This window comes from Anaerocolumna sp. AGMB13025 (genome assembly GCF_029689925.1).
Classification (GTDB): Bacteria; Bacillota; Clostridia; order Lachnospirales; family Lachnospiraceae; genus Anaerocolumna.
In genome coordinates, this window is sequence record NZ_CP121445.1 from 396,182 (window position 1) to 410,619 (window position 14,438).

Genomic DNA, 14,438 nt, shown 5'->3' on the forward strand with positions numbered 1-14,438 from the left:
AACAGGGTATAAGCAAGGCAGCTGCTTGAAACACCATAATATGATTATAACAGTGAAATAGTTTCAGACAGAATAATATCCGGGAGCAGTATCAGCAATGAATGATAAAAACGGAACCACTAATATAAATAAGAGCAGAGGTGTTATTGCTGCAGTTGTAATAGCAGTTGGATTGGCTCTTCTTATCTTTATAATGATTATATCCATCACTCAAGGAGCGGCATCTATTCCTGTTTCAGGGGTAATTAAGGCCTTTACTTCCTTTGAACATGATAATTCAGGACATTTACTGATCCGGGACATGCGGTTGCCAAGAGTAATCGGGGCCGCTTTTGTGGGTTGTGCTCTGGCTGTGGCAGGTGCACTTATGCAGGGAATGACGGGAAATCCCCTTGGGGATACGGGCATTATGGGACTTAATTCAGGTGCAGGTCTGGCGGTAGCTTTATGTTTTGCTTATTTAAAAGGAACATCCTATACCCAGATCATAATGGCTTCCTTTCTCGGAGCAGCTCTTGGAGTCGCGCTGGTTTATATTATCAGTAATTTGGTTCCGGGCAGGAACCATCCTATGAAGCTGGTTTTAGCCGGAGCTACTGTCAGTACCCTTTTATCAGCTTTAAGTCAGGGTATCGCACTTAGCGGCAATGTTACTTTAAACATTACCTTTTGGACCATGGGCTCCATGGCTGGTACCAGTTGGAAGCAGATACAATTTGCGCTTCCTGTTATATTAGCGGCGTTTGCCGGTTCAATTTGTATTTCCAGGGGCGTTTCTGCCTTAAGTATGGGAGAAGAAGTGGCACTGGGTCTTGGTGTAAAAACAAGGCTGGTTAAATTACTTGGAACCGTGTTGGTAGTCTTGCTGGCGGGGACCTCCGTTGCGATCGCAGGTACGATTACGTTCATCGGTATGATGATACCTCATTTTGCTAGATTTCTGGTAGGTCCGGACTATCGTCTTATTATTCCTGTAAGCGGGGTTTTAGGGGCAATATTACTTACTGCGGCAGATTTATTTTCAAAAACGTTCATCCCTCCGGCAGAACTGCCTGTAGGTGCAGTTATAGCGTTGTTAGGAGTCCCCGTATTCTTATATTTGGCAGGAAAACAAAAAGGGGGACTATAAGTGAAGCAAAAAAATACAAAAAGAGAATATAAAATAGTGTTACTGCTTGCTCTTTTACTTCCCTTGCTGTTTTTCTTAAGTATAAATGTAGGTTATACGGATATCAAGCTGACGGAGTTGTTTCAAGTGATGACCGGTGGAGGTTCGCCCAGGAATAATATTGTGGTATTCCAGTTCCGGCTCCCAAGAATCGTAATTGCCATGCTGGTAGGTGCGGGATTTTCATTATCCGGCTGCATTTTACAGGGGATTACAAAAAATCCCCTGGCAGATCCGGGATTAATGGGAATCAATGCCGGTGCGGGCATTGTGGTATTAACGTTTATGGTTCTAAGCGGTACACTGACAACTGGCTGGATACTATCCCTTCCGGTGTTCTCCTTAGCAGGGGCCTTATTAACGGGAAGTGTCATTTATCTGCTGTCAAACCGGAAAGATTACGGAATATCGCCTATGAGGTTAGTGTTAAATGGTGTAGCCATACAGGCAGGAATCAATGCAGTCATGACTTTGCTGGTCTTAAAATTAGATGATACTCAGGCAGAATTTCTGGCAGCCTGGCAGGCAGGCAGCATATGGAATTCAACCTGGAATTCCGTAATCGCTTTACTGCCATGGATATTGATGGGTTTTATATGCCTTATCTTTATGGCTGGAAAGCTGGATATTCTGGCTATGGGAGATGAAATATCCCTTGGCTTAGGGATAGCGGTGGTGAAAGAAAAAAGAAAATTACTCTTTCTTGCAGTAGCTTTGGCAGCGGCCAGTGTTGCAATCAGCGGTAATATTAATTTTGTAGGGTTGATTGCTCCTCATTTATCCAGAAGACTGGTGGGAGCCAGACATAAGATACTCCTTCCAACTAGTGCTTTGGTTGGAGCCATACTGGTGACTGGAGCAGATATTATTTCCCGGACGATTATAAAACCGGCTGAAATCCCTAACGGGATTGTCGTGTCCATTATCGGAGCACCTTATTTTATAGTTTTATTAATAATAAATCGAAGGGCAGCAGTGTCATGATAATTGGAAGAATGATATACATAAACGTATACGGAAAATGGAGGCAAAATGGAAAGAATCCGTGTGGAAAGCATTCAGACAGGATACGGTGATAAAGTTATTATAAATGATTTATCTACTAAAATCCCAGTGGGTAAAATTACAACCATTATTGGACCCAATGGCTGTGGAAAATCTACGCTATTAAAAACAATGGGGCGTATTTTAACAATAAAAAAAGGTGCCATTTATTTGGACGGAAAAGAAATACATAAGATGTCCACAAAGGAGCTGGCTTGTAAGCTGGCGATTTTACCCCAATCCCCCGCAGCGCCGGAAGGGTTGATGGTGGAAGAATTGATCTCATATGGAAGGTACCCGTACCAGAAAGGAATGGGGAAGTTAAAGGCAGAGGATAAAAAAATAATATCCTGGGCCATGGAAGCTACAAACCTGGAAGAATTAAAGTATGAAATGGTTGATAGCTTATCAGGAGGTCAAAGACAGCGGGTCTGGATTGCGATGGCACTGGCTCAGGAAACAGACGTAATTTTACTGGATGAGCCTACCACCTATCTGGATATGGCTTATCAGCTGGAAGTATTGGAATTGTTAGAGCAACTGAATAAAGAGCATGGCTGTACCATAATTATGGTGCTGCATGATCTGAATCTGGCTTCCAGATTTGCAGATTTCATGATTGCCATGGGTTCCGGAAGAATAATAAAGTCGGGTTCTCCAAAAGAGGTTATGACAGAAAAGGTATTGGAGGCGGTCTACCAGATACGGGCGAATATTGTTTCCGACCCAGAGACAGGCTGTCGGGTCTGTATGTCTTACGGACTGTTAAATAATGATAAGAAAAAGAAACGGATAAAAAGAGGAGCTTAATCTTTCTCATACAAATTTTGATATGAAACAGGTAGAAGAACAAAGGAAGGAGTGCCGCGGATAGATTTCGTGAGCGGTTTCTGTCCGTGGCAATAACATACCGGCCAAATGGTATGTTATAGGTGATAATGAGTTGAAAAAAATAGCGGTATATGGAAAAGGCGGAATCGGAAAATCCACAACAGTGTCCAATCTCTCTGCTGCTTTAGCTTCAAAAGGGATTAAGGTAATGCAGATTGGCTGTGATCCGAAAGCTGATTCCACCAGAAATCTGACAAAGGGCATAAAGATTCCGACAGTGCTTGACATACTCCGAGAGAAGGATAAGGTTGAGCTTAAGGATATTGTTATGGAAGGCGACCTGGGGGTATTATGCGTGGAAGCAGGCGGGCCGGTTCCCGGCGTTGGGTGTGCAGGAAGAGGAATCATTACCGCCTTTGAAAAACTGGAGGAACTCAATGCTTATGAAATCTATCAGCCGGACATAGTGATTTATGATGTCTTGGGAGATGTGGTATGCGGCGGTTTTGCTATGCCCATAAGAGGAGGATATGCGGAAGAGGTCTGCATTGTAACTTCCGGTGAGATGATGTCGTTATATGCGGCAAGCAACATAGCCCATGCGGTCAAAAGCTTTGGAAAACGGGGATATGCTTCTTTAAAAGGTCTGATATTAAATGCCAAAAATATAGAAAAAGAAGAAGAGCTTGTTAGGAATGCGGCAAAGGAAATCGAAACAGATATCATATACAAAATTGAACGTAATCCATTGGTCCAGCGGGCAGAAGAGGAAGGAAAAACAGTGGTTTCTGCTTTCCCGGAGAGTGATATGGCTTTAGAATATAAGAAATTGACAGAGTTATTATTTGGCTGAGGAATTACCAGATAAGGAGATTTATGATTAAAGAAGAGTTTGCGTTTATAAACCGTCTTTCGGATATTAATAATAATGCCGGAGTAAAATTTTTAAGCAGAGCAGCAGCTCCCGGAAGCCATTGTCCGCTCCACATGGCGCTTGGAACAATAAAAGCTATAAAGGGAGTCTCTAGTCTTGTGGTTGGTATGGCAGAATGCGGCTATTACAGCAGATTTGTGGCGGCTTCACCCTATGGCGGCAGCGGGGAGCTTCATTACGTTTATGAACTGGATTCCAGTGAGGTAGTCTTTGGCTGCAGAGAAGGCTTAAAAGAGGCTCTTTTTTCCATGGACAGGGAGGGTGCTAAAGTAATCACAGTTATTATAACCTGTGTTCCGGCTTTGATTGGAGAGGATACAGCCTCATTAATTGATGAATTAAAGCCTCTTATGGCTGCAAAGATAGTATTTATAGATGCTGCACATTTTAAAAGAAATGGGTACCAGTATGGGTATTTTGGAATCATAGAGCAGTTAATCGGAATACTGAATAATACCGAAACCAAGGCAGAATCTCAAGATGGCTTTATCAATCCTTCCACAGCAAGTGTAAATTTATTTGGTGCGGCCGGCGGGAAAGAATTTGAATTGCTAAAAGAGATAATTTTAGAAAATGGATACGAAATCAATGAGTATTCCGGTGGGTTTTCCTTTGATGATTTATGCAGGTCGGAGAAAGCGGTTTTAAGTATTATTTTTAACCGTAAAATGTTAAAAGCAGGGAAAGCGCTGGAAAATAAAGGTGTACCCTATGTCAATATGGCTGACAGGTATTCGGCTGTGGACATTGAAGAAGGTTATAAAAAAATCCGGCAATTATTGAACCTTATGGATTATAGCAGACTTAGGAAGGGAAAAGAATATCTGCTGAAATTTCAGCAGGAGATTCAGAAGAAATTTGAGGGAATTACTTATATTGCAACCTATCCGGAACTGGACATCCTCCCTGTTGCCGGATATTTATGCAGCCTTGGTATGATACCGGAACTGCTCCACGTAGAAGAGTTTGAGGAAGATAGTTTTTTACATAAAGAAAACATCATTGCTATGGGGCATAATCCGTATATAACTTATATCACAGACCGTTCAAAAGTAATTCAGACATTCTTTGATCCGATACCTGAGCTATCCCTTGGAAGCTGTACCGGTTTAAAACAGAATAGCTGGATACCGGATTCTTCCCTGGCTTCCCTATCTTCCTTATGCGGCTTTGAAAGAAGCAGGGAACTTCTAAGCATGATTCTTAAAACCGAAGGAGGAGAAGCAAAATAATATGGGATTATACCGTTATGCACCAAAACCCTCCGGGAGAATGGGATTGTTATGGACATTAGGATCTATAAAGGATACTGCCCTCCTGGAATTTGGATCCATGGGTCATATGCTCTATGCAGAAAGATGGATGTGGCAGTCTGTCCCCAGCCACCAGGGAAAACTTTATACCACCCATCTGGACGAAAAAGATATTGCCCTTGGGATTACAAAACGATTTTCCCTTGCCGTCAGGGAAATTATTGAGAAAGAAAGACCGGAGGTTATCTTTGTCCTTCCGTCTGCCATACCGGAAATCACAGGTATGGATATGGAAATTTTATGTAAAGAGGCAGAATCAGAGTTTGGACAAAAAATCATTCTGCCAAGAAAGGGAGGTTTTCATGAAAAGCTTCATCATGGTATCGAAGAAGGGTTATACTGCCTGGTTAAAAAAGTACCGGAAAAAAAGATTAACAGGACGGAAAAAATAACCTATAACCTGATTGGAACCTGTATTGATGCAGCTAAGTTCCAGGCAGATGCCTATGAGGTGCAAAGAATATTAGAAGGTGCTTTTGGCATGGAGGCCCTTTGTATGCTCCCACTGGATACTTCCGCCGGTCAAATAAAGAATATGGGAGGGGCACATATTAACCTGGTTCTTAGGCGGGAAGGAATAAAAGCAGCAGAATTACTAAAAGAAACTTTTCAGACGGATTATCTATATGGCAGTCCGTATGGATATCAGGGAACTCTCAGATGGCTTAAGGAGATTGGAGATAAACTCAACCTGACCCTTAACCTGGAATTTGTTGACCGTGAACTGGAAGAAGGAAGCCACATCCTCCGTTACTGCCGGCGGGTTGCAGTCATGAGCCCCGAAAAAGCCTGTATTTCTATTGGAGGAAATTATGATGCTGTGAAAGGGATTCTGGATTTTGGTATTACGGAAGCCGGTTTAAAGAAAAAGTATGTCTGGTGTGATGTAAAAGACTACGAAGACGAGTCTATACCCTATCAGACAGAAGAAAATCTGATTAACAATATCACAACAGGCTTTAGCGGCATATTAATGGCGGATAAAGCAGCGTACCAGATGGCAGGCAGAATATCTGGTCCCATCATAAACCGGAGCCTTAACAACAGAAATTTTAATAAGTATGAATCTCCTTATATGGGCTTTCGGGGAGCAATGAATCTGTGCTCACTGTGGCTGGAAGAACTGTTATAGCTTTCTTACAGGGTAATAATTGATTTAGGAAGAAAATATGCAATCAAGGTATTGAAAAATGAACTAAACTTTTCAATACCTTTTTTGTATTGGTTAATAGATTATAAAAGATCCCGTGAATTATCAAAAGGAGAATCTCTTGGTTATATATTTGCAACTGCAACGCAGCTTTTGTGCTTTAGTAACATTTCATCTGTATTGACATATATATAGTATGGTGATATAATTAGCAACACAATATATAGTGTGTTGAATATGCGTAAGTAAAACAGAAAGAACAGAAAGAACATAAAAAACCAAACATAAAAAACATAAAAAACATTAAAAAACATAAAAAACATTAAAAAACATTAAAAAACATATAAAAACATATTCCACAAATGAAAGTATGATAACAGACCTAAATTTACAGAGTAAATATAAGGCAATGGAATCATAATAGTATTGAATTATTTAGTTCGGAGGAAAACCTATGGCAAACATATTATCGGAACATTTCTTAAATAAATACAAAAATCAAAAGACACCCTTAAGTCCAATCGGCGAGTTTGTTTATCTGAGGACTTATTCAAGATACTTAGAGGATAAAAAAAGAAGGGAAAACTGGTATGAAACGGTACTTCGGACTGCCGAGTATAATATAGACCTGGGAATCGCTTATAAAAAGAAACAGGGTATAGCTGTCGATTTGGCAGCGGAAGAAAAGGAAGCAGAGCTTTTATTTGATAACCTTTTTCATCTGCGTACTTTTACCTCTGGAAGGACTTTATACATGGGCGGAACCGACATTGTAAAGGAATACCCGCTTTCTAATTATAATTGCTGTTTTACCGAAATAGAAAACTTTCATGATTTTGTCGATGTATTTTATCTGCTGATGTTAGGCTGCGGTGTGGGTGTCCGTCTGGATTTGCAATTAATCGGCTTATTTCCAAGGGTAAGAAAAGTCAAATTAGAAGGCATTTATAATGCGGATATACGCAGGCAGACACCGAAAGATTTAATGGAGAATACTGTTATAGATACTAAGACTGATAAAACAGGCAATGGCAAAACCGCCCGGCTTACAGTAGGTGACAGCAAAGAAGGCTGGTGTGAAGCTCTTGATCTATATTTTAAGTTAATATCAAAAGAAGAGTACGAAGATATAGTTAAAATAGAAATCGATTACAGCTATGTTAGACCAGAGGGTGAGAGACTGCGCAGATTTGGCGGAAGAGCTTCCGGTCATAAATCCTTAAAAAGAATGTTTGAAAAAATCAACTCAGTAATACTAAAAAATGAAAACGGTAAACTACAATCCATCGATATGCTTGATATTGCCACAATAATCAGCGAAAATGTGGTGTCCGGCGGTGTTAGGCGAAGTGCCATGATGGTTATCTGCGATGAAACTGATGATGCAGTAATTAATGCAAAAAAAAATATTTACACCGTTGTAGATGGTAATTGGGTGGAAGATACGGAAATCTCCCATAGAAAAATGAGTAATAATTCTGTAATCTATACGGGTAAACCTACTCTTAAAAGAATCAGAGAAATCCTTGAGTCTATCAGGATAAACGGTGAACCGGGATTTATTAATGCAGAGGAAGCTTTGAGAAGAAAAGGTACTTTTAAAGGACTTAATCCCTGTGGAGAAATCTTATTAAGTTCGAAGCAATGCTGCAACCTGACTACGAATAATCTACTTGCATTTGTGGATGAGGATAATAAATTAGATGTGGCAGAACTTAAAAAAATCCTGAGGCTCTCTATTAGGGTTGCCCTGAGGATGACTCTGGTTAAGGCAGAACTGCCGGAGTGGAATAAAGTTATGGAGGAAGACCGGATTGTAGGCATATCCCTTACCGGTATTATGGATATGGTGAATAAAACCGGTATGAGTTATGAGGAACTAGGCAGACTTTTTAAACAGTTAAGGGAAACGGTCCATGAAGAGGGAAAGCGTTTTTGTGAGGAACTAACTATACCTGTCCCGTCTTTAATGACCACCATAAAGCCGGAGGGAACCTTATCAACACTTCCTTGCGTAAGCAGCGGAATCCATTATGCACATTCGAATTATTATATCCGCAGAGTCCGGATTGCCACCTCGGACCCCCTCTATAAAATGCTTGAGAAGCAAGGCTGCTATCCTATCTATAATGAGGTGGGGCAAACAGATGAAAACTGTACCATTAAAGTAATAGAATTCCCAGTAAAAGCACCGGAGGGTCGGACAAAATATGATGTAGGTGCCATCGAACAGCTTGAGCTATATAAGTTATCTATGCTAAACTGGACAGATCATAATACCTCCATAACGGTCCATGTCAGGGAACAGGAGTGGGGGGAGGTTGCTGATTGGCTTTATGATAATTTTGACTGCGGTGTTGGCATTACGTTCCTTCCATTATATGAAGAAACCTATCCCTTGCTGCCTTTTGAGAGGACTACCAAAGAGGATTATGAAAAACGCTTAAACAGCATAAAACCCATTGATTATGAATTGTTATCAAAATTTGACGTGGATGAGACTCAGGAACTTATGGAGGCAGACTGTGAAAGTGGTTTTTGCCCTATCCGTTAGCTATTTTACAGAGATTTAACCTTATGGTTACAGGAATTAATTATAAACTATTGACAATCTTTAAAATATAAAGTATAATCAGTAAGCGCGATTTTATATTGCGTCAATGTTTATGTGCATTCAAGCAAAAACCAACAGCAGCCCAAGTATTTTTAATAATCATCAGGAGGTGAAAATTAATGCCTACATTTAATCAATTAGTAAGAAAAGGTAGAAAGACAGTAGAAAAGAAATCTACTTCTCCAGCTCTTCAAAAAGGATTTAACTCCTTGAATAAGAGATCAACTGATGTTTCATCACCACAAAAAAGAGGTGTTTGTACAGCAGTTAGAACAGCTACTCCTAAGAAGCCTAATTCAGCTCTTAGAAAAATTGCCAGAGTTCGTCTTTCTAACGGAATCGAAGTAACAAGCTATATCCCTGGTGAAGGTCACAACCTTCAGGAGCATAGTGTTGTTCTGATCAGAGGTGGTAGGGTAAAGGATTTACCTGGTACCCGTTATCACATCGTCAGAGGTACACTGGATACAGCAGGTGTTGCTAAGAGAAGACAGGCCCGTTCCAAATACGGAGCGAAGAGACCGAAAGCAGGTAAGTAATATAAAGGTTTTTTTCACTAATCATTAAGTGCCGGGTTAATTTTTATTTTCAGATTTCGGATAAAATTTTAAGGGTTGCGTTTTATCACCGACGTTTAAGAAACTTGTTTTCAGAAGGACGAATAGATTTGAAAGAGAGTTAAACTGTGCGCGAACACAATGATAGTATGGGGAATACCCGTACTGACCCAGACTCTGGGGCTATGTGAGTACCGATGAATTAAGAAAATCTTATTGGATTCCAATAAGGATTATTAAGGAGGGAAGAAACGTGCCACGTAAAGGACATATACAAAAAAGAGATGTATTAGCAGATCCGATTTATAACAGCAAGATTGTTACGAAACTTATCAATAACATTATGTTAGATGGTAAGAAAGGTACTGCACAAAAGATCGTATACGGAGCATTTGACAAAGTAGCAGCTAAAACTGGTAAGGAAGCTATCGAAGTATTCGAAGAAGCTATGAACAATATCATGCCAGTATTAGAAGTTAAAGCAAGACGTATCGGTGGTGCAACATACCAGGTACCAATCGAGGTTAGACCGGACAGAAGACAGGCCTTGGCTCTTCGTTGGCTTACACTTTATTCTCGTAAAAGAGGAGAAAAGACAATGGAAGAAAAATTAGCCAATGAGCTTATGGATGCAGCGAACAATACTGGATCCTCTGTTAAGAAGAAAGAAGATATGCATAAAATGGCGGATGCAAATAAGGCATTTGCTCATTACCGCTGGTAAGAAGACTACAGATAATAGGAAAACTTTTGGCAGTGATCGTACTAGGAGTATAATTACTGCCGTTAGTGGTATATTATCAGAAGCGGCATTTTTTTGCATTTTACTATGAAATTATTGATATAACCTGTTATCGATTATGATCGAATGGGTGAACCACTTGAATTAAGGAGGAATTTCCTTGGCTGGAAGAGAATATCCATTAGAGAGAACTAGGAACATTGGTATTATGGCTCATATAGATGCTGGTAAGACAACACTTACCGAACGTATCTTATACTATACCGGTGTAAACTATAAAATCGGTGATACTCACGAAGGAACTGCAACCATGGACTGGATGGAGCAGGAACAGGAAAGAGGTATCACAATTACTTCAGCCGCCACAACCTGTCATTGGACTCAGGAATTTGAACATAAGAAAATTCCTGGTGCTTTAGAACATCGTATCAACATTATCGATACACCGGGACACGTTGACTTTACAGTAGAAGTTGAACGTTCCTTACGTGTACTTGATAGTGCCGTGGGTGTATTCTGTGCTAAGGGCGGTGTTGAACCCCAATCTGAAACAGTATGGCGTCAGGCTGATAAATATAACGTACCCAGAATGGCCTTTGTTAATAAAATGGACATTTCCGGTGCTGATTTCTACAACGTAGTAAGCATGATCAGAACAAGACTTGGCAAGACTCCTGTACCGATTCAATTACCAATCGGTAAGGAAGACAGCTTTATCGGTGTTATCGATTTATTTGAAATGAAAGCTTATTATTACAATGATGATAAGGGCGAAGATATTTCAATAAAAGAGATTCCGGATGATATGAAGGAATTAGCTGATAAATACAGAGCTGAAATGATCGAATTAATCTGTGAAACAGATGATGAATTAATCGAAAAATTCTTAGAAGGTGAAGAACCTACTACAGAAGAATTAAAAGCTGCTCTTAGAAGAGCAACCATAGATGTAAAACTTATCCCTGTTACCTGCGGTTCCGCATACAGGAATAAGGGCGTTCAAAAGTTACTGGATGCTGTTATTGAATTCATGCCAGCTCCTACTGACATCCCTGATATTAAGGGTGTTGATGATGATGGTAACGAAGTTCACAGAAGATCTTCTGATGATGAACCTTTCGCAGCATTGGCATTTAAGATTATGGCCGATCCTTTCGTAGGAAAGCTTGCTTTCTTTAGAGTTTATTCCGGTACATTAAACTCCGGTTCTTATGTACTTAACTCTACAAAAGGAAAGAAAGAACGTGTTGGACGTATCTTACAGATGCACGCTAATAAGAGAGAAGACCTTGAAAAAGTATATTCAGGAGATATCGCAGCCGCAGTTGGTTTCAAAATAACCACAACCGGTGATACAATCTGTGATGAAAAATCACCTGTTATCCTTGAATCCATGGAATTCCCTGAACCGGTTATCGAAGTTTCTATCGAACCTAAGACAAAAGCCGGACAGGATAAGATGGGTGAATCTCTTGCAAAACTTGCAGAAGAAGATCCTACATTCAGATGCTATACCAATGAAGAAACTGGTCAGACTATTATTGCAGGTATGGGTGAGCTCCACCTTGAAATTATCGTAGACAGACTTTTAAGAGAATTCAAAGTAGAAGCTAACGTAGGTGCACCTCAGGTTGCTTACAAGGAAACCTTTACCAAAGCAGTTGAAGTTGACAGTAAATATGCAAAACAATCCGGTGGTCGTGGACAATACGGACACTGTAAAGTTAAATTCGAGCCTATGGATGCGAATGCAGAGAAGACTTTTGAATTCTTATCAACCGTTGTCGGTGGTGCTATTCCTAAGGAATACATCCCAGCAGTTGGTGCAGGTATTGAAGAAGCTTCCAAAGCAGGTATTCTTGGCGGATATCCGGTTCTTGGTATCAGAGCTACCGTATACGATGGTTCTTACCATGAAGTCGATTCCAACGAAATGGCATTTAAGATTGCCGGTTCCATGGCATTTAAAGATGCGATGCACAAAGCAGGCGCTGTTCTTCTTGAGCCAATCATGAGAGTAGAAGTAACTGTTCCGGATGATTACATGGGTGATGTTATCGGTGATATCAGTTCCCGTCGTGGGCGTATCGAAGGATCCGAAGATATTAACGGAACCAAGTTAATCAGAGGATTCGTTCCGTTGTCTGAAATGTTCGGATATTCAACATCCCTTCGTTCCAGAACACAGGGTCGTGGTGCTTATTCCATGTTCTTCTCAAACTACGAACCAGTTCCTAAGAATGTTCAGGAAAAAGTTCTGGCAGCAAAAGGCAAAAATTAATCTTAAAAACCAGCCAATTCACAATGGTTCGTAAGAGCCATTGTGACTGGTATAGTAAAGGTAATGATTTATTATTAGTTTAAAATGAATAATGCACAAAAACTTTGTGTGATTCATTAATTTAGCTTGAAAATATTTCTAAATTGAAATATAATTAGGCATATAAGACAAACCCAATAGCCCAAAATGGGCAATGCCTTAAAAGGCAATGCAAATAAGCACATGCTTATCAAGAGCATTTATTTAAAGGAGGACTTTATAAAATGGCTAAAGCTAAGTTCGAAAGAAACAAACCACATTGTAATATCGGAACCATTGGTCACGTAGATCATGGTAAAACTACATTAACAGCTGCAATTACTAAAACTCTTCATGAAAGATTAGGAACTGGCCAGGCAGTAGCATTCGACCAGATCGATAAGGCTCCGGAAGAAAGAGAAAGAGGTATCACTATCTCTACAGCTCACGTTGAGTATGAATCAAAGAACAGACATTATGCTCACGTTGACTGCCCAGGACATGCCGATTACGTTAAGAACATGATTACAGGAGCTGCTCAGATGGATGGAGCTATCCTTGTTGTTGCTGCTACAGACGGTGTTATGGCTCAGACAAAAGAGCACATCTTATTATCCCGTCAGGTAGGTGTTCCTTACATCGTTGTATTCATGAACAAATGTGATATGGTTGATGATCCAGAACTTCTTGAATTAGTTGAAATGGAAATCAGAGACTTATTAACTGAATATGAATTCCCTGGCGATGATACACCTATCATCCAAGGTTCTGCTCTTAAAGCTCTTGAAGATCCTTCAAGCGAATGGGGAGATAAAATCATCGAATTATTCGACGCTGTTGACTCCTGGATTCCTGATCCTCAGAGAGAAACAGATAAACCTTTCTTAATGCCAGTTGAAGACGTTTTCTCCATCACAGGTCGTGGTACTGTTGCTACAGGCCGTGTTGAACGTGGTGTTCTTCATGTATCTGAAGAAGTTGAAATCGTTGGTATTAAAGAAGAAACTCGTAAAGTAGTTGTAACTGGTATCGAAATGTTCCGTAAACTTCTTGATGAAGCTCAGGCTGGTGATAACATTGGTGCACTTTTACGTGGTGTTCAGAGAAACGAAATCGAAAGAGGACAGGTTCTTTGCAAACCAGGTACAATCAAATGCCACAAGAAATTTACAGCTCAGGTTTACGTATTAACTAAAGATGAAGGTGGACGTCATACTCCTTTCTTCAACAACTACAGACCTCAGTTCTATTTCAGAACAACTGACGTTACTGGTGTTTGCAACCTTCCAGAAGGTACAGAAATGTGCATGCCTGGCGATAACATCGAAATGTCTATCGAATTAATTCATCCTATCGCTATGGAGCAAGGTTTAGGCTTCGCTATCCGTGAAGGTGGTAGAACAGTTGGTTCCGGTAAAGTTGCTACAATCATTGCTTAATTAAATATGAGCCTAGACCCTTAGACTTACTGGGTTTAGGCTCTTTTTTTTATTTCTCTTGATTCTGCTTCTTGCAGATATAAGTTTTCATCCGTATAACAGACACATATACCAATCTTGTCTTATACAAATAATCAAACACTTAGAAGATATACCTGGTGTTGGAAAAAACAGTTGATTCTTTTAGTTTTACACCAGCCTAAAATCTCAATTCTTAATTCTTTCTTAAAAATAGCTCAAATCCTCATTTTTTAAAAAATTTCCTTTGAATTATTCCAAAAATATGTATATAATATAATCAAGTATGTTTAATTGACAGCGTATTGGAAAAAATTAGATTATACAAT

11 protein-coding genes are annotated in these 14,438 nt (G+C 39.9%); all 11 read left to right on the forward strand.

The window, feature by feature from the left end:
* Nucleotides 1–97 precede the first annotated feature (97 nt).
* The 11 genes from QA584_RS01615 to tuf all read left to right on the forward strand — a co-directional run bounded on the left by QA584_RS01615 (nt 98) and on the right by tuf (nt 14,091).
* The gene (locus QA584_RS01615) at nt 98–1,129 is read left to right on the forward strand and encodes a FecCD family ABC transporter permease (protein ID WP_278272776.1); all 1,032 of its coding nucleotides are present in this window, start codon (nt 98–100) and stop codon (nt 1,127–1,129) included.
* Nucleotides 1,130–2,152 carry a FecCD family ABC transporter permease gene (locus QA584_RS01620; protein ID WP_278272777.1) on the forward strand — a complete coding sequence of 341 codons (1,023 nt, stop codon included), beginning with the start codon at nt 1,130–1,132 and terminating at the stop codon, nt 2,150–2,152.
* A 48-nt stretch (nt 2,153–2,200) separates the two neighbouring features.
* Entirely contained in the window at nt 2,201–3,022 is an 822-nt protein-coding gene (locus QA584_RS01625; RefSeq protein WP_278272778.1) for an ABC transporter ATP-binding protein, read from the forward strand.
* A 133-nt stretch (nt 3,023–3,155) separates the two neighbouring features.
* Nucleotides 3,156–3,896, forward strand: a complete 741-nt coding sequence (locus QA584_RS01630; RefSeq protein ID WP_278272779.1) for a nitrogenase iron protein NifH — start codon at nt 3,156–3,158, stop codon at nt 3,894–3,896.
* 23 nt (nt 3,897–3,919) lie between these two features.
* Nucleotides 3,920–5,209 (forward strand): nitrogenase component 1, encoded by a 1,290-nt coding sequence (locus QA584_RS01635; RefSeq protein ID WP_278272780.1) that lies wholly within the window; start codon nt 3,920–3,922, stop codon nt 5,207–5,209.
* A gap of 1 nt (nt 5,210) precedes the next feature.
* Entirely contained in the window at nt 5,211–6,422 is a 1,212-nt protein-coding gene (locus QA584_RS01640) for a nitrogenase component 1 (protein WP_278272781.1), read from the forward strand.
* A 472-nt stretch (nt 6,423–6,894) separates the two neighbouring features.
* The gene (nrdJ, locus tag QA584_RS01645; protein ID WP_278272782.1) at nt 6,895–8,994 is read left to right on the forward strand and encodes a ribonucleoside-triphosphate reductase, adenosylcobalamin-dependent; all 2,100 of its coding nucleotides are present in this window, start codon (nt 6,895–6,897) and stop codon (nt 8,992–8,994) included.
* A 179-nt stretch (nt 8,995–9,173) separates the two neighbouring features.
* Nucleotides 9,174–9,593, forward strand: a complete 420-nt coding sequence (gene rpsL / locus QA584_RS01650; protein WP_185257749.1) for a 30S ribosomal protein S12 — start codon at nt 9,174–9,176, stop codon at nt 9,591–9,593.
* A 271-nt stretch (nt 9,594–9,864) separates the two neighbouring features.
* Nucleotides 9,865–10,335, forward strand: a complete 471-nt coding sequence (gene rpsG, locus QA584_RS01655) for a 30S ribosomal protein S7 (RefSeq protein ID WP_278272783.1) — start codon at nt 9,865–9,867, stop codon at nt 10,333–10,335.
* Between the two features lie 178 nt (nt 10,336–10,513).
* Entirely contained in the window at nt 10,514–12,634 is a 2,121-nt protein-coding gene (fusA, locus tag QA584_RS01660; protein WP_278272784.1) for an elongation factor G, read from the forward strand.
* A 263-nt stretch (nt 12,635–12,897) separates the two neighbouring features.
* Nucleotides 12,898–14,091, forward strand: a complete 1,194-nt coding sequence (tuf, locus tag QA584_RS01665) for an elongation factor Tu (protein WP_278272785.1) — start codon at nt 12,898–12,900, stop codon at nt 14,089–14,091.
* Nucleotides 14,092–14,438: the final 347 nt, after the last annotated feature.